Origin of the sequence: Floridaenema flaviceps BLCC-F50 (genome assembly GCF_041929275.2) — a bacterium.
Lineage (GTDB): Bacteria > Cyanobacteriota > Cyanobacteriia > Cyanobacteriales > Aerosakkonemataceae > Floridanema > Floridanema flaviceps.
This window is the reverse complement of record NZ_JBHFNR020000001.1, coordinates 2415825-2434888: the sequence shown is the minus strand read 5'-3', so window position 1 is coordinate 2434888 and position 19064 is coordinate 2415825. Positions and strand designations below refer to the sequence as shown.

Here is a 19064-nt window from a genome sequence, read left to right as displayed (position 1 = left end):
AAAACTAAATGCTGACCTTTTTAATCTTCAGACTTTGAAGGTAAGCCTTGGGATTTTCTGGGTCAAAGGTAATACCATCGAAAAATGTTTCCACACCGCGAGAAGTGCTGGTGGGAATATCAGCAGCAGCAATGTTCAACTCCTTAGCTGCTTCTCTCCAAAGGTCTTCACGATTGACTTTATCGATCATCGCTTTGGCATTATCTAAAGTATCCGGTGGTAAAAAGCCCCAACGTACACTTTCTGTTAAGAACCAAAGGTCATGACTCTTGTATGGATAAGAGACGTTACCTTTCTCATCTTTCCAATACAAAGAAGCCATTGATTTATCATCAATTGTGCGACCATCTCCAAGAGTGTATTTGCCCATGAATGGTTCCAGAAGAACTTGTTCGGAAACATTGAAGTATTCCCGTCCCGACAGAATACGCGCCATTTCTGGACGGTTATTAAAGTCATCGCACCATTGCTGGGCTTCCATAACTGCTTTTAAGATTGCCTTGGTAGTATTAGGATGTTTATCCACCCAATCCTTTCTCATTGCTAAATATTCTTCGGGGTGGCCTTTCCATATTTCCGCTGTCAAAGCAGCTAAGAAACCAATCTTATCAGCGACAATTCTGTAAGGCCAAGGATCGCCTGTACTAAAAGCATCCATTGTGCCAGTTTTCATGTTTGCTACTGTTTGGGCGGCAGGTACTGTTAATAGTTTTACGTCTGCATCGGGATCAATACCGCCAGCAGCCAGCCAGTAGCGAATCCAAAAATCTTGGTTTACGTGGGGAAAGGTGTAAGCAGCGGTGAATGTTTTACCTTGAGATTTCAAGCCGCCCATTAAAGATTTGCCCTGAGAAAGCTTGAGGTCAACGCCTTTTCCTCTGTGTTGTTCTGCGATCGCAATCCCATTTCCTTGTGTGTTTAATTGACACAAAATGTACATTGGGATTTTGACATTACCTTTGGTAATCTTACCTTCGCTAATTAAATAAGGCATGGGCATTTGCCACTGTCCGCCATCAATCCCACCGCCTTGAGATCCGATTTCTACGTTATCTCTAGCGGCACCCCAGTTGGCTTGTTTAGATACTTCTACGTTACTCAAGCCATGACGGGCAAAAAACCCTTTTTCTTTAGCAATAATTAGTGGTGCAGATTCAACAATTGGCAAGTATCCCAGCTTAACTGTAGTCGTTTCTACGGGGGCACCGGGATTGGTATTAGCTACAGGAACAGCTGTATTTCCAGTTGAATTTGTTGCCGTATTTCCAGTTGCATTTGTTGGTGCTGCATTATTCGCATTAGGTTCTGGAGGATTCCCTAAACAACCTTTAAGCAAAAGGGAACTAGCAGCAGTGGCACCAGCAGTTAGTAAAAATTTACGCCTAGAAACTCGACTAGAAAACTGATCCATAACATCCTCCAGCAGCAAAAAATTATTTAGCGATCGGCAAAAAACTTGTCTAAAGTCGTGAGAATCTAGCAGAAGAAATAATATCTTCTTTTGCTAAAGATCAGGGTTGATTCTTACAAAGAGATACCGCTGATATAAGTTACGAAAAAATTTTATTTTATCGCCTCTAAATATTTTAGACGTTTTTCCTAACTTATCCGTTATTTGTTTTTACGGTGAACCCCTTTGTTTTAGGTTTTTAATTTGCGTTGAAGTTAGTATAACACGACGTTAAATAAATCTAAAATTATTTTTTTTTATTGAAACCCCATAATTTTTTTGATACAAAATTACTTTATCCAGTTTATATAAATTACTTATTTCCGGGTTTTACGCATTATTATAGGAAGCAAAAATTCATCGTTTCCCTATTAAGAAACGATGGCAACTTTACTTATTAAAAGTTCGGTATTCGATAAAAATAGCATTAGTAGGGATTACCAATTAGCTTATGTGCATAAACAGCAATCCCACGAATAATGCCTAGCAAGTTATCAGTCTTGCTGGTTTTACCGAAGTTGTTTTTATAAAATTATTGAAAGTCCGGTAATTTTACTTACCTGCACATATTGTCTCATGTTGTTAAGCTAGAGACAAATCAATTTTTTATGGGATAGCCATTGATTTTTATCGATGCACGTTTCATATTAAGTTCCTTGTGACGACTTTAGTCGTTGTCAAACAGAAGGACTAAAGTCCTGAGAACAAACGGGCAAAAAACAAAAAAATAGAGAGAGGAGCAAGCATATTTTCCTCTCTCTGTATTTTATCGGTTATTGATTTATGATTCTTTGGTTTGGCGTAGTTCCAACCAGAAGGGAACGAAAATCCAAGCAGCTACTATTAATAATGCTAAGACTGCAAATTGGGCTGCCCAAGCTACTAGTTGTTCTAGGGGTACAACTTTTCCGGCGAAAAAGGACAGACTTACCATAACTGCGCCCCAAACTGTTGCGCCAGCGATGTTATAAGCCATAAATCTCAGATATGGCATTTCGACTATTCCAGCTAAGGGGCTGGCGAAAATTCGCAATAAAGCAATGAATCTACCAATAAAGACGGTTTTGCCTGCGTTTTCGCTAAATTGCTGCTTGAGTTCTACCAGTTTTTCTTCCTTAATGCGGAGAATTTTTCCAATGGTTAACAGCAAAGCCCAACCGCCGTATCTACCTATCAAATAACCAAAGTTACCGCCTAAAACTGCGCCTGCGATCGCACTACCTAAAACAAACCAGTAATTCAGTTCACCACTACCAGCTAAAAACCCTCCCGCCAAGGTAATCGTTTCACCAGGCAGCGGAATTCCCAAGTTTTCTAATAAAATTCCGATAAATACTGCCCAGTAGCCGTATTGACCCGCAAGTTCCTGGATATTCTCCAGGGAAACTACTTCTAATGACATCTGCTACAGCCTTAACAAAGGTTAACACTCCTCTTGATCTTGACTTAGCTACTACAACAGTGTCAATCGATTTTAGATTTTCGATTTGATGGTGAGGTCGATAATTGGTTGATTGGTTAAGCAGTACCAATGACAGGTGAATAGATCGGGGGTTTGGGTGTTAATACTGGCGATCGCAGGTGCAGCGGGAAAGGGGAAAACTCGATCGAACCAAATTTCTTTGTCGATAAATCCAAATTGAATTAAATAAGTAGCTGGTGAAGCGTTGAGAAATTTCAGTACATTGTATACCATCTGATAAATTTGCTGGCGCATTTTATCAGAAAAATGCACAGGTTGATAGTAATTTAACTCAAGTTGTAATAAATCTTGTTCTAACAATGCTGCTGAAGTTTCGCTGGCTGTGCCGATCGCTTCTGCGTAAATTGGCCCCTTCTGTGTTAAAACTACAGGTAGCCAAAAGTTACCAGGTCTTGTACTATAACCAAATTTTTGTGAAATTAAATAACGGAAAAACTCTACATTTTGACAAGCTTTAAAAATTGCTTGTTGCGGAAAATTAAAAGTACTGGGGAGATCCAGAGTTAAAGGACAAAATACCACGTCCTTTGGCAGGGTTAGCGAATTTAGATGATTTTTTCCTAATACTTTTATCGTTGTGGGGGATTGTGCGATCGCTTTTTGCAAAGCCGCCAGCATTTTTTGAGTTGCGGGAGATGCAGCCACTAATTCGCCAGCAGCATTCACCTCCCCATCAACTACGAGCCAAACTTCAAGCATTACTAAAAGGAAGACTAACTCTACTACCTCCCATTTTAGGAAAGCTAGGCAAATCAAGCCTTGCATTAGGAGTCCGACTTTTAATTGCCAAACGATAAGTTAGACTTTGCAATTCTGCATGAAGCTGACGATTTTCCCGTTGTAGCATTGTCACTTTTTCTTTAATGGGTGCAAGGCGTTCCGTAAATTTCTGGCGATAAATTTGCGGTAATTCTTGTACCACTTGTTCGAGCATTCGGCTACGATCGGTTAATTCTTGAACAGACTGACGCAGGTGATAGATTTCGGCATCGCGATCGGAAATCTGCTCTTGGTAGAACTTAACTTGTTGTTCTACCCCTTGCAGTTGCTCTTGCATAGCCTGCATCTGAGCTTGATGCTGTTGCGACAATTCCGGTGCGGGTAGGAAAGTCGTATTTCCCTTGACTAACCGGAATAGTTCTTGAGACAACTGTTGAACTAGTTGATCTCGCAGCTGCAATTCCTCACGGAGATGAGAAACTTCTGATTGCAGGGATTGAAAGGGGGTGTCGATTTGGCTCACAATGGCTCACAACTCCTCGAAGATTTTGCCAACTTGCCGTTATAGTACGTGCAAGCGACATTTTATCATGCTTATTATAAGTTGAGCCGATTATAGTTAAAATTCTTGAATTGCAGGTACGTAGTTGCGCTAAAGCGCTCTTATCGAGAGCAGAAATAAGAGCGCTTTAGCGCAACAACATACCTGAAATAAGAGCGCTTTAGCGCAACAACATACCTGAAATAAGAGCGCTTTAGCGCAACAACATACCTGTAGAGACGTTTCATGAAACGTCTCTACAGATTAAAATTTAAGCAGTAGCTTCTGCGGGTTCTTCTTCCGCATCGGCTTTGGCTTTAGTGGAAACCTCTTCGAGCTTAATTGTCAAGTAACGAATTACTTCTTCACTCAAGCGCATCGCTCTTTCTAGGGGAGCAACGACATTACCTTTAGCTTGGTAATTCATTTGCACATAGATACCATCGCGTTGTCTGTTAATTTCGTAGGCTAAACGGTGTTTACCACGCAGTTGAACGGTGAGATCTTGAGCACCTTGATCTCGCAGCATATTCTGATACTTTTCCACCGCCTGATTTACTTGCTCATCTAATAAATCAGGACGCAAAATATACATTGTTTCGTAGCTATTCATAGTTCTCCCCTTTTGGACAACAAGGCCGCTTTTGGCAATAGCCTCTAGCAGCAAGGATCTTTTATCTTACCATTGATGACATAAGCTTGAGCAAGTAGATTTATCTGGGGAATCAATCTAAAATCTAAAGTCTACAATCAAAATTCGGATGAGTGTGGTTGCAATGGCATCGAATGAGATTCAGAAATTAAGACCTTCTCTTCCAATCCCAACTGCTATTAAGGGTGCAGAAATTGGCTCTTTTGCTCATTTTACGGTTACTGTACGGCTACCAGAAATTGCCCAACGAGTAATTGCTGAAAATGAGTTTCCTTCATCAATTGAGCAAAATTTAGCAGCTTTAATCGGAGAAATACCTAATGGTGAGATTCGGGATTTACAAGATGCTGATGCTCCAGATTTGGCAGCTTGGACGGGTTATATTGAACCATACAAAGGCAGTAATTGGTTAGATGTTCCTTGGTATTTTGTAGAGGCATATTTTTATCGACGCATTTTAGAAGCAACAACTTATTTTCAGGTAGGTTCTTGGCAAAATGTCGATCCTTACGAGAAGCAAAAACGTTTGGGTTTAGAAACAACGATCGATGCAATTGGTGCTTTAAGTGGATTTGTGAAAAGTGCGATCGCTTCCACCACAGATATCGAAACTAAGAAAAGTGCTTTCCGGCAACTTTTATCTGCTGATTTGTGGGGAAATCGAGTAGATTTAAGTTTATGGCCCATTATGGAAGGTGGAAGTAGTCGCGTTGAATCAACTCGCGAACAATCTTATATATTAGTAGATGATACACCAATTATTGCGGAAAAAGTTGTTAATTTTCAGAATTTAAGAGTTGATTTTATTGTTGATAATGCAGGTTTTGAGTTAATTGGCGATCTTTGTTTGGCAGATTACCTGTTAGCGAGTCATGCTGCTGAGGTAGTGTATTTACATTTAAAAGCTCATCCGATTTTTGTTTCCGATGCGATGAGTAAAGATGTTTTGTATACGATCGCATTTCTCACTCAAGCAACCGACTTAAATCTTAAAGAATTAGGTTGGCGCTTAAAAGATTATTTAGATAATGGGCGGTTGCTATGTCAAGAAAATTTCTTTTGGACATCGCCATTAGCTTTTTGGGAAATGCCAGAATCACTGGATCAGGAATTAAGCAATTCTAATTTAATTATAGTTAAAGGTGATGCTAATTATCGGCGGACTGTTGGCGATCGCCACTGGGAATATACCACACCTTACCAAAGTATTACATCTTACTTTCCTGCACCTTTTGTCGCACTTCGCACTTTAAAATCCGAATTAGCGACAGGGTTATCAACCGAACAATTGAAGCAACTTCCGCAACAGGATACCCAATGGCTAACTAATGGACAATGGGGAGTAATTCAGTTTGTCGAGCGCGATCGTTAATATATAATTACCAAAGTTTAATAAACAACTACCCATGAACAAAGACTATTCAATTCTCTCACCTGTACAGAAGTTTATGATAACGTGGCTGCTAGTATTAGCAGCTAGTTGGGCAACTTTAGTAACAATTGGTTATGTCGGAGAATTAGTCAGTGTTTTTCTTACAGCTGCACTGATTGCATTTTTGTTTAACTACCCAGTGAAAGTTTTACAAAGATTTTTACCCAGAATTTTAGCCATAGCCTTAGTTTATTTAACCGCAATTGTCGCCATTATTTTTATCGGTCTTACGGTAGTTCCACCCGTATTTAACCAAGGAGTACAATTAGTCACGAATTTACCTTCTTTGGTAGAATCTGCACGGCAGCAACTCGACAATTTTCAAGTTTGGAGTGTCGATCATAACTTGCCATTTGATGTCCGAATTTTAGCTTCTCAATTACTATCTAGAATCCAAGCTCAAGCTGAGGTAATTGCCAGTAAAGGTTTAGGTTTAGTCGTTGGTACATTTAACTGGTTTCTCGACTTAATATTCATTGTGGTAATCTCCTTTTATATGCTAGTTGATGGCGAAAGAGTTTGGGGGGGAATCACCAGCTTTTTATCACCTATAGTTAGCCAAGTATTGACTGAATCACTACAAAAAAATCTGCAAAAGTTCATTTCAGGTCAGTTACTTTTAGGCGTATTTATGGCAGTAATGTTAACTTTTGCTTTTTGGTTACTAAAAGTACCGTTCTTTCTGTTATTTGCCGTTTTTATTGGCTTAATGGAAGTGATTCCTTTTGTAGGTGCAACTTTAGGAATTGGTACAGTAGTAATTATAGTAGCGTTTATTAATTGGTGGTTAGCACTGCAAGTTTTGGGAACTTCAGTTATAATTCAACAAATTAAAGATAATTTAGTTTCTCCTCGGTTAATGGGAGGTTTAACTGGGTTTTCGCCAGTAATTCTTTTCATGGCTTTATTATTAGGAGCAAAATTTGGTGGGTTATTAGGAGTAGTTTTGGCAATTCCTCTCACTGGTGTGATTAAAAGTATCGCGGAAATTGTTTTTGATCCTGATTTACCACCGCAAACGGGCTCGTTTTTTAATAATCCCTTTGATGACGATCGAGAAAATTTACTTTTAGAGAATTCTGCTGTTAAAAAAGATAAGTAACGCAAGTTCCTAGTTATATTCTGTAGGGTGCGTCAGAAATTATAATTTTAGGCGAGTTACAATAATTTTAAGGTTCTGACGCACCCTACAAAGTACTTAACGATCGCGATTAACTGGTGATGCGATCGATCTGAAGTTTAGGATTATCAACCAAGATATTTAATCTACAGAAGTTAATGGGGAAAATCAGGAATAAATGTTTAATTGGTGCATAACGCTGTAGAGTATCTTCTAGCAAAGCTTTCACCCCAGAAAGGTTAAAATTTCTTAACTCCTGTAAACTGGTAAAATAATTTTTTAGTTTAGTTGTTAAAATCGTTTTACCAAGCTGGTAAGTAAAAATCATTCAGCGAAAATACATTGCTTCTTGAAATAAATAACTGCTTGCGTCATAAGTTTTGAGCAACTTAAATGTAATTAGTTTTCACAAATTTACAGAATAATTAATACTGCCATGTCAGCCACAATTTCTCTAGTCATAATCACCTACAACCGGGAAGATTATTTAAGTGCTGCTATTGAAAGTGTTTTAGCACAAACTAAGCATGACTTCGAGTTATTAATTTGGGACGATGGTTCTACGGATAATTCTGTAGAAATTGCCCAAAATTATGCCAAAAACGATCGCCGAATCAGAGTAATAGCTGCCGAACATCGCGGAGAAACTCCCGCCAGAAAAGCAGCTATGGCAGAAATTACCGGGACTTATTTTGGGTGGGTAGATAGCGATGATTTGCTAGCACCAACAGCAATTGAAGAGACAGCTGCAATACTGGATGCTCATCCAGAAGTAGGTTTTGTTTATACAGATTATATAGATATTTCTAAAACAGGTGAAATTATCGGTTATGGAAAGCGTTGCAGTGTTCCTTACTCAAAAGAGCAACTTTTGCTGCAATTCATGACTTTTCATTTTCGATTAATTCGCCGTTCAGCTTTTGAATTAGCCGGAGGAATTGACGAAGAAATTCAGTATATTTCCGATTATGATTTGTGTGTAAGATTATCAGAAGTGGCGGAAGTCAAGCATTTAAGTAAACCGCTTTATTATTATCGTCATCATGAGGAAAGTATTACTTCTGCTAAGCAATTAGAAGTAATTAATAACTCGCACAAAATCATGAGAAGAGCGCTAGAAAGGCGGGGAATGAGCGATCGCTTTTTCATAGATTTACAAATCCAGCAAATAAATGGACAAATTCAACCCCTATTTACTTTAATAAATAAACCGCAAAAACGCCAAGAAGAATTAACTTATCAACGCTCAAACATCATTCCTTTTAGCAAGAAAATAGAAAAAACTTTTGCCGCCTCATTTCTCCTGTCTTCCCTGACCTTTTTAGGTGTAAATCCCGTATTTGCTCAACCAATAGTTCCCGCTAATGACGGCACAAATACCATAGTTAATCCCCAAGGAAACCGCTTTGACATTACAGGCGGACAAAGGTCGAGCGATGGTGCCAATTTATTCCATACTTTTACTAGATTTGGGTTAAACAACCAACAAATAGCCAACTTTTTATCTCAACCAAATATTAGGAATATTTTAGCTAGAATCAACGGCGGAGAAATTTCTTATATAAACGGTTTAATTCAAGTAACAGGCGGAAATTCCAACCTGTTTTTAATGAATCCTTCAGGAATTGTATTTGGGCAAAATGCTAGATTAAATGTTCCCGCTGCTTTCACCGCAACTACCGCTAATGGAATAGGTTTCGGTACTAGTTGGTTTAACGCTACAGGTAATAATAATTATGCCTCATTAGTAGGCGATCCTAATGCCTTTGCTTTCACCATGCAACAACCGGGAGCAATTATTAATTCCGGGGATTTAGCCGTAGGATTAGGTCAAGATTTAAACTTATTAGCCGGAACAGTTATTAACACTGGAACTTTAACAGCACCTCAAGGAAATATTACCATTGCTGCCGTTCCTGGTAGTAGTTTAGTCAGACTTTCGCAACCCGGATTTTTGTTGAGTTTAGAAGTTCAACCAATCGGGAATAATTTAACTCAACCTAATGATTTTAAGTTACCGATCGCCAGCCTACCACAAATGTTAACTGGTGGCACAGGCAAAAACGCAACCGGAGTCACTGTTAACCAAGATGGTACAGTAGAATTAACAGGCTCAGGAATTCGCATTCCCACCACCGGAAATACAACAATAGCATCCGGTAAAATAAATGTCGCCGGACAAACAGGCGGTAACATCAATATTTTGGCAAACAAAGTTGGCGTAATTAATGCCAACATTAACGCATCGGGAACTAATGGCGGTGGCAATATCCGCATTGGTGGAGATTACCAAGGCAAAGGAACATTGCCCAATGCTTCCCTCACCTTCGTCAGTAAAGATGCAACTATTTCTGCTGATAGTTTGATTAGCGGAAATGGGGGAAAAGTAATAGTTTGGGCAGATAAAGCAACCAGATTTTATGGCAGCATTACCGCTAAAGGTGGCAGTAATTCCGGCAATGGTGGTTTTGTAGAAGTATCAGGAAAAGACTTTTTAGACTTTCAAGGAAAAGTTAATACCCTGGCAACTAATGGCAATCCAGGAATGCTGTTACTTGACCCAGATAATATAATAATTCAAGAGGCTAAGGGAACTGTTAGTGAATTAAATCAAGTAGACAATTTTAGCGACCCAGATCTAGAACCAACTACTATTAAGGCAGCATTAATTAATGATGCCGCTACTAATGTCACCCTGCAAGCCACCAATGACATTACTTTTGATGCCCCCATTAATATTACTGCCAAAGGTGTAGGAATTACAGCCGAAGCTAAAAACGATATTCGAGTTAATAAGGATATTACAACTAACGGAGGAGCAGTAACTCTTAGTGCTAATGTCGATGGTAACGTTGGCGGTGAGCTAGTTATCAAAGATGCCACAATTAAGACAGGCGGAGGCAATTTCACCGGAACTGGCACAGGCATTTTCAGTGATGCCGTTAGCCTGCAAAACAGCACTATTGATGCTCAAGGTGGGAATATTCAGCTGACAGGAACTGGTTACCTCATACAAGGTACTGGTTATGATGGCATTTCTTTGTTAAACAGTTCTCTGCAAACTCAAGATGCCGGAAATATTACTCTCAATGGCACTGGTGGAAATGGAAGAGATTCCAGTTCAGGCGTATTTATTAGCGGTTCAGGTTCTAAAATTAGTGCCAACAATGGTGCTATTACTATTACTGGTACTGGTACTGGTGGAAATGGAGAAGGAAATAAAAATTATGGTATTGTGCTTCAAGACGGCGCTGTAGTAGAAAGTACTGGCGCTGGACAAATTACCCTCAATGGTACTGGTGGAAATGGAATAAATGACAATGCTGGGGTATTTATTACTGGTGCAAGTTCTAAAGTTAGTGCCAACAATGGTGATATTACTATTACTGGCACTGGTGGTGGAAATGGAACCGGAAATCTAAATTATGGTATTGTGCTTGACTTGGGCGGTGTAGTAGAAAGTACTGGCACTGGAAAAATTAACCTCAATGGCACGGGTGGAAATGGAATAGATGGAAATATTGGGGTAATTATCAATGGTGCAGGTTCTAAAGTTAGTACCAATAATGGTGATCTTACTATTACTGGAAAAGCTGGAAATGGAACCGGAAATCTAAATTATGGTATTGTGCTTCAAAACGGCGGTGTGGTAGAAAGCATTGGCACTGGAAAAATTAACCTCAATGGCACGGGTGGAAATGGAATAGATGACAATAATGGGGTATTTATTACTGGTGCAGGTTCTAAAGTTAGTGCCAATAATGGTGATCTTACTATTACTGGCACTGGTGGAAATGGAACCGGAAATCAAAATTCTGGTATTAATGTTCAAAACGGCGGCGTGGTAGAAAGCATTGGCACTGGAAAAATTAACCTCAATGGCACGGGTGGAAATGGAATAGATGACAATACTGGGGTATTTATTACTGGTGCAGGTTCTAAAGTTAGTGCCAATAATGGTGATCTTACTATTACTGGCACTGGTGGAAATGGAACCGGAAATGAAAATCGTGGTATTAATGTTCAAAACGGCGGCGTGGTAGAAAGCATTGGCACTGGAAAAATTGACCTCAATGGCACTGGTGGAAATGGAAAAGATTTCAATTCGGGAGTAAATATAACTGGTGTAAATTCTCTGGTGAATGCCAATAATGGCAGTATTAGTATTAAAGGTACTGGTGGAAATGGAACAGGAAATGATAATAATGGTGTTCGAGTTGTTGAAAGTGGTGTTGTAAAAGCCATAGGAGCTGGAAATATTACCATCAATGGCAAAGGTGGAAATGCTGATGGTTTCAATGGTGGGATAATAATCAGTGATGTTGGTTCTAAAGTCAGTTCACAGGATGGAAATATTCAGCTGATAGGTGTTGCTGGCGATGGAAGAGGTAATTCTAACATTGGAGTTCGACATCTCAATGGTGCAGTATTAGAAGCAACTGGGACAGGCGGAATAACTATAGATGGTACTGGTGGAAGTGGCATAAATTTCAATGCCGGAATAGTAATTGGCCCAAATGGTGGTGTAAGTCCTAGTATTAGCACAAACAATGGTGATATTAAAGTTTCTGGAAAAGGTGGTAATGGAACTGGGAATTCAAATATAGGCGTTCAATTTGATGGCAATGGTACGTTATTAGAAACAAAGGGAATAGGAACGATAACCTTTAATGGCATTGGTGGTAATGGAACTGATGACAATTACGGAATAGGAATTTTTGATTCTAGTATTATCCGTTCAGCAAATGGTATTAGTTTCATTGGTAAAGGTGGAAGTGGAAGTGGAACTGGACAAAATGGAATTCGCACTGATAAGGGAGCTTTATTAGAAGTAACTAAAACTGGGGATATTAGCTTAACGGGTACAGGTACTAATAATGCAGCCGGAATTAGTATTAATGACAGTGTTGTTAAATCAAACGCTACAAATATTAGTAAAGTTACTTTTACCGCAGATGAAATTGATTTAATTGGTACTACTCAAATAATTGGCAAGAATATCCTACAATTACAACCGCTTACTACTAGTCTAGGTATTTCTGTTGGTGGCACCATTGAAGATGCCAGATTGAATCTTAATGATAATGAACTTGCCACTATACAAAATGGTTTTTCGCAAATCATTATTGGAGGGAATAATAGCGCAGGTGCTATTAATGTTGAAGGGAATGTAACTTTTAATGATCCAGTAACTTTGCAATCTCCAGTTGGTGCAGGAAATATCAAAACCACAGGATTTAGTATTGCTGGCAAAGATGATGCTAGTGTAACTTTACTAGGAAATCAAGATATTAATACTGGTAATATTACCGCACCGAAAGGAATTACTATTACTAGCACTAATGGAGCAATTAACACTAAATTAGGCACTTTAGATGCTACATCTGTTACTGGAAATGGAAGTCCAATTACACTCAACGCTAATGGTAATATCACCGTTTCTCAAGTTTGGTCATATACTTCTAACACAGGTGGTAATGGAGGGGACATTACTTTAATTAGTAAAACAGGAGCAATTGATTCTACTGCTGGCGATGTACGTTCTGGTTTTACTAGTGCTGGTGATGGCGGTGCAATTCGCTTTGAAGCACAAGGTAACATTACTACTAAAACTTTATCTGCTGATTCTGATGTTAGTGGCAAAGGCGGCGATATTACCCTCATAAGTTCATTAGGAAAAATTGACACTTCTTTGGGAATTTTGGATGCTGACTCTGCCAATGGTAAGGGTGGTAATGTGACTTTAAAAGCTTTAGGAGATATTACCACTGGGACGATTAATTCCCGTGCGCGAGAAAGTAGTAATGATAGTGGAATTATTAGTATTACTAGCAGTAATGGTGCTATTACTACAACCAAAGGTTCTCTAAATTCTAACTCTGCTTTAGGGAATGGTGGTGCAGTTACACTCAAGGCTAATGGTAACATTACTACTAAAAATATTATTTCTAAAACTGGTGGTGCTGGTAAAGGTGGCGATATTCTTGGCACCAGTAATGCTGGATTAATTGACACTTCGGCGGGAAATTTAGACACTAGTTCTGTAAGTGGTATTGCTGGCGATGTTAGCTTAAGCGCACCTAATGGTGTTACGGTTGGGAAAATTAATGCTAATGGTTTATCAAATACCGGAAATATTAGTTTAACTAGCGATAAAATTAGTTTTACGGGAGCAGCGAATTCTATTCAAGGTAAGGGTAAGTTACTGCTTCAACCTTTCACAGATAGCCAAAATTTAGATGTTTCTACAGTTAATTTTAATGTCTTTGCAGAAGGTTTTGCTGCGATTATTATTGGTGCTGAACAGGGTAGTGGTGTAGTTAGTATACCAAATGCGATCGCATTTAGCGACCCAGTAACTATTCAATCTCCTAATGGTCAAATTATCGTCAATGGTGCAATTAAGGGAACAGATGACGCTTCCATTACTTTAAGTGGAAAAACTAATTTAAACGCAGATATTACCACTACTGAGCAGGATATTAACCTTAAAGGCAGCGTTTTATTAGGCAAAAATGTCACTCTCAGCACAGATGTAAAAGCTGGTGGTAATATTTCTGTTGACAGCACAATTGATGGTAATCAAAAACTCACTTTAGAAACAGGTACGGGAGATATTAATTTAAATGGTGCAGTGGGAAGTTCAATTCCTTTGAATGATTTCATTATTAATAGTGCTAAAAACGTTACTGCCAAATCAATAACCGCAGCAAGCATCACCCAAAAAGCGGGAACTGGAGTAACAACTTTAGCAAATTTAAACACCAATAGCGAAACTGGAATCAACCTCACAGGTAATAGTTTTATATTCAATGGTAAAGTCACAACTAGTAACAATGGCGGATTTACGATTAGTAATGCTAGTCCTTTGACTTTGGATGCGGAAATTTTTAAATTAGATGGCGCATTTAAGCAAATAGGGGAAGGTGCAGTTTCTTTAGCAGGAAAACTGACGACTACCGACGATGAAATCAGTTTCAAAAGCGCGGTAACTCTGCTGGGAGATACTGCTTTAGATACAGGTGCAGGGATGGGAGATATTACTTTTAATAGTGCGGTAGATGGGGGAGCAAATTTAACTTTAAATGCCGGAACAGGGAAAGTTAATTTAGGCGGTGCGCTGGGAAGTAATACGCGAATTGGGAATTTAATTATTGCAAGTGCAACTGATGTTAATGCCAAATCAATAACCGCAGCAAGCATCACCCAAAAAGCAGGAACAGGGGTGACAACATTAGGAGATTTAAACACAAATAGCGAAGCGGGAATCAACCTCACAGGTAATAGTTTTATATTCAATGGTACAGTTACAACTAGTAACAATGGCGGATTTACGATTAGTAATGCCAGTCCTTTGACTTTGGATGCGGCAATTTTTAAATTAGACGGCGCATTTAAACAAATAGGAGAAGGTGCAGTTTCTTTAGCAGGAAAACTGACGACTACCAACGATGAAATCAGTTTCAAAAGTGCGGTAACTCTGCTGGGAGATGCTGCTTTAGATACAGGTGCAGGGATTGGCGATATTACTTTTAACAACACCGTAGATGGAGGAAAAAATTTAACTCTAAATGCCGGAATAGGCAAGATTAATTTAGGCGGTGCGCTGGGAAGTAATACGCGAATTGGGAATTTAATTATTGAAAGTGCAACTGATGTTAATGCCAAATCAATAACCGCAGTAAGCATCACCCAAAAAGCAGGAACAGGGGTGACAACATTAGGAGATTTAAACACAAATAGCGAAGCGGGAATAAACCTCACAGGGAATAGTTTTGTATTTAAGGGTATCACAACTACTAATAATGGGGGATTTACGATTAGTAATGCTAGTCCTTTGACTTTGGATGCGGCAATTTTTAAATTAGACGGCGCATTTAAACAAATAGGAGAAGGTGCAGTTTCTTTAGCAGGAAAACTGACGACTACCAACGATGAAATCAGTTTCAAAAGTGCGGTAACTCTGCTGGGAGATACTGCTTTAGATACAGGTGCAGGGATGGGAGATATTACTTTTAATAGTGCGGTAGATGGGGGAGCAAATTTAACTTTAAATGCCGGAACAGGGAAAGTTAATTTAGGCGGTGCGCTGGGAAGTAATACGCGAATTGGGAATTTAATTATTGAAAGTGCAACTGATGTTAATGGCACATCAATAACCGCAGCAAGTATCACCCAAAAAGCGGGAACAGGAGTGACTAATTTAGGCGTTTTAGATACTAATAGCCCCCAAGGTATTAACTTAAATGGTAATATTTTTAATTTAAATGGTGCAATTACTACCACTAATAATGGTGGTTTTACTATTAACAATAGTGGCGCTTTAAACCTGAAATTTGTTATTAATTTAGATGGTGCGTTTAATCAAATAGGAATTGGGGAAGTATTTACTTCGGGAAGTATTAATACTACTAATGATGAGATCAGGTTTAATAGTTTTGTAACTTTAATAGGTGAGACAAAATTTAATCCGGGTACAGGTGCGATCGCATTCAATTCCGGCTTATTTTCTGGTACTAACTCACTCACTTTAAGAGCAGGAGAAGTAATTTTTGGAGGGAAAGCTACTGGTAGTGGTAATTTAATTTTAGAACCAGCAGATGCTAATCAAACGGTTGCTATAGCAGATCCTATTCCTGGCGCGTTTAACCTCTCTGCTAGCACTTTAGCTAACTTAGAAAATGGTTTTAGTTCGATCGTTATTGGACGTATAGATGGAACAGGATTAGTATCAGTTAAAGAAGTGACATTTAACGATCCAATCACCATTCGCACCGGAAGCGGCACAATTAACGTTAATGGCGCAATCAGCGCTAAAGATAATGCGTCAATTACTTTAGATGGTGCGCTAATAAATCTAAATGCTAATATTTCCGCAGAAAACCAAAATATTACTTTAGGTAGAGCCATTCAGTTAGGAAATGATATCACCATTAATACAGGTTTGGGAGCAGGTGATATTACTTTTAACGGTTCCTTAGATGGTGCTAAACAGCTAAATTTAGTCGCAGGTAGCGGCAACATTCGCTTTAATGCAGTTGTTGGCAAAAACTCACCTTTAAGTAAATTAGATATTAGTAGTGCTAGCAATGTCTTTGTTTCTCAAGGGATCAATACTGTTAGTGAATTGTCTATTAATGCACCAGTAATTCTGACAGACAATGCTGTTTTTAGTACGGGAAATGGCAATATTACTTTTGGTAATACGGTAGATAGCGAAGTTGGGAAAGCTAACAATTTAACCTTGTCTGCTGAAACTGGTAATGGTAATGTTACCTTTAATGGTGCTGTTGGTAGTAATGGTCAAGAAATTGGCAATATTTTAATTACTAACGCCAAAGATTTAACAGCAAATTCGACAATTCAAGCACAACAATTACAGTTAAATGCGGGAACTGGTAATGTTAATTTAAAAGCAAATATTACCACCAGTGGAGCCGGAGTTGAATTAAGCACAACTGGTGATATTCGCACTAGCAATATAACTGCAAAAGGCGGAAATATTTCAGCTAATAGTCAAAATGGTATTGTTGAAACTGGCAATTTAGATGATTCTAATACAGGAATTGGGGGAACTATAACCCTGAGTACGCCAAAAGTTGTAACTACGGGGAATTTAACTGCAACAGGAGGAGAAAAAGGCGGTACGGTAACTGTTAAATCTGGCGATCGCATTACCACAGCTAACATCGATGTTAGTGCTACCATTGGTGACGGTGGAACAGTGTTTATCGACCCTCCAAATGATGTCCAAGTTGGGTATATTAACGCTCAAGGAGGAAGTCAAGGAATTGGTGGTAAAGTTGACATTACAACAGAAAGTTTATTCCGTTCAACCGCGACTTTTATTGATAACAAAGGTGTAAATAGTAGTATTTCTACTGCTGGCGGAACGGGAAATGGTTCGATTATTATTCGTCATGGAGGCGGTTCTTTAAAAATACCTTTTATCGTGGGAAATGCTAGCAAAAACGGAACAGCGGGAGCTTTAACAACGGGAGCAGATACTATTACTCCTACTCAAGCTTTTCCAGGTTCCTATACTTTAGGAAACATTCAAATTATTACTCAAAATTTTAAAGCCGATCCTGGCGATCGAATAGATACTGAAATTAAACAGGTAATTCAACAACAAGAAAATATTTCTGATTTACCTACAATTCCCGTCACTCAAGTTCCTCCTATTTCCATCGATCCTATATTAGGAGTAACAGAAGAAAAGTTTAGCGAAGAATTTACAAGTTATTTAGGTTTGACAGTTACTAATAACATTAAAACTGTGGAAGAAATTCGCGCTCAACTGCGACGGAACCAAGAGGAAACAGGTATCAGATCGGCAATTTTTTATGTAGTTTTTGGACGGGGAGAACAGGGAGCAGAAGCACTTGTTACCTGTCCTCCCGATCCTGGTACTAGAGTGCAAAATAGTGAATTACAAGCCGAAAATTGTCAAGAAAAAGATAGCGATCGCGTCGAGTTATTCCTGATCACACCAGAAGGAGAACCAGTGCGTTTTCCCATTGCTAATGTTACCAAAGAACAAATAATTTCCTTGGCTAGACAATTGCAAATGGAAGTAACCGATCGCTCAAAATTGGATACCACCAGTTACTTAGCTCCCGCACAAGAACTCTACAAATTATTGATTGCTCCTATTGAAGGGAAATTGCAAGAACGGGGAATTAAAAACTTAATATTTATTCCCGATGCAGGTTTGCGATCGTTACCATTAGCAGCTTTACATGATGGTAAAGGATTTATTGTCGAACGTTATAGCGTTTCCTTAATGCCTAGTTTTAGTTTAACTAACCCTCAATTTTATAACTTGAAAAACTCTACAGTATTAGCAATGGGAGCCTCAACATTTAAAGAACAAGCTCCCTTACCAGCAGTACCAGTCGAATTATCTACAATTGCTAATCAACTGTGGTCAGGAAAAATTTCTTTAAACGAAGCTTTTACCGTAAATAATCTCACCACTCAACGCAATACTGGTCATTTTGAAATCGTTCACCTCGCCACCCACGCCGAATTTAGACCGGGAAATCCCAACAATTCTTACATTCAATTTTGGGATGAGAAATTAGGATTAGATCGAGTAAGAACCGTTAAATGGAACGATCCACCTGTCCAGTTATTAGTATTAAGTGCTTGTCGCACAGCTTTAGGCGACAAACAGGTAGAGTTGGGTTTTGCAGGATTAGCAATTCAAGCCGGAGTTCAATCAGCTTTAGCAAGTTTGTGGTATGTATCCGATCAAGGTACTTTAGGATTAATGACCGAATTTTATGAGCAATTAAAAACTGCTCCCATTCGCGCCGAAGCACTCAGACGCGCTCAAGTATCTATGATTAAAGGAGAAGTAGTAGTAGATAATAACGAACTAGAAGGTATAGGACCTACAGGAATTGCTTTACCCCCCGAACTGAGACAATCAGGGAAAATTGACTTCTCACACCCCTATTATTGGTCAGGTTTTACTTTGATTGGCAACCCTTGGTAAGTTGCTCCATTATGAGGAAAGGCAACTCCTGAACAGAGAACAAATATTTCTAGTAGTTACAACCTGTTGCTAAGTTACTTTGTAACCAGGCATACAAAAGTTAGCTTCACCTAAAAATAATATGATTATAAAGATTTCTCTAGTTTCCTAATTAGGTAGTTAG

The 19064-nt window shown here is 38.9% G+C and carries 9 protein-coding genes; 3 read left to right on the top strand and 6 right to left on the bottom strand.

The window, feature by feature from the left end; genetic code table 11:
* Nucleotides 1-4: 4 nt before the first annotated feature.
* The 5 genes from ACE1CI_RS11670 to rpsF all read right to left on the bottom strand — a co-directional run bounded on the left by ACE1CI_RS11670 (nt 5) and on the right by rpsF (nt 4807).
* On the bottom strand, nt 5-1411 hold the full coding sequence (locus ACE1CI_RS11670; RefSeq protein ID WP_413261741.1) for a CmpA/NrtA family ABC transporter substrate-binding protein: 1407 nt from the start codon (nt 1409-1411) through the stop codon (nt 5-7).
* 820 nt (nt 1412-2231) lie between these two features.
* Entirely contained in the window at nt 2232-2852 is a 621-nt protein-coding gene (locus ACE1CI_RS11665) for a DedA family protein (protein WP_413261740.1), read from the bottom strand.
* Nucleotides 2853-2924: 72 nt separating this feature from the next.
* Entirely contained in the window at nt 2925-3632 is a 708-nt protein-coding gene (locus tag ACE1CI_RS11660; RefSeq protein WP_413261739.1) for a hypothetical protein, read from the bottom strand.
* On the bottom strand, nt 3625-4176 hold the full coding sequence (locus ACE1CI_RS11655) for an Npun_F5560 family protein (protein WP_413261738.1): 552 nt from the start codon (nt 4174-4176) through the stop codon (nt 3625-3627). Before ACE1CI_RS11655 ends, ACE1CI_RS11660 begins: the two co-directional genes overlap by 8 nt.
* A gap of 289 nt (nt 4177-4465) precedes the next feature.
* The gene (gene rpsF, locus ACE1CI_RS11650; protein ID WP_413261737.1) at nt 4466-4807 is read right to left on the bottom strand and encodes a 30S ribosomal protein S6; all 342 of its coding nucleotides are present in this window, start codon (nt 4805-4807) and stop codon (nt 4466-4468) included.
* Between the two features lie 163 nt (nt 4808-4970).
* Here rpsF and ACE1CI_RS11645 point away from each other — a divergent pair, with 163 nt between their 5' ends.
* Nucleotides 4971-6218 carry a damage-control phosphatase ARMT1 family protein gene (locus ACE1CI_RS11645; RefSeq protein ID WP_413261736.1) on the top strand — a complete coding sequence of 416 codons (1248 nt, stop codon included), beginning with the start codon at nt 4971-4973 and terminating at the stop codon, nt 6216-6218.
* 34 nt (nt 6219-6252) lie between these two features.
* Nucleotides 6253-7380, top strand: coding sequence for an AI-2E family transporter (locus ACE1CI_RS11640; protein WP_413261735.1), 1128 nt, complete (start codon nt 6253-6255; stop codon nt 7378-7380).
* A 109-nt stretch (nt 7381-7489) separates the two neighbouring features.
* On the opposite strand, the gene ACE1CI_RS11635 is transcribed toward ACE1CI_RS11640, so the two are convergent.
* Nucleotides 7490-7726, bottom strand: coding sequence for a hypothetical protein (locus ACE1CI_RS11635; RefSeq protein WP_413261734.1), 237 nt, complete (start codon nt 7724-7726; stop codon nt 7490-7492).
* A 108-nt stretch (nt 7727-7834) separates the two neighbouring features.
* On the opposite strand from ACE1CI_RS11635, the gene ACE1CI_RS11630 reads away from it, so the two are divergent.
* The gene (locus tag ACE1CI_RS11630; RefSeq protein WP_496615416.1) at nt 7835-18901 is read left to right on the top strand and encodes a CHAT domain-containing protein; all 11067 of its coding nucleotides are present in this window, start codon (nt 7835-7837) and stop codon (nt 18899-18901) included.
* Nucleotides 18902-19064: the final 163 nt, after the last annotated feature.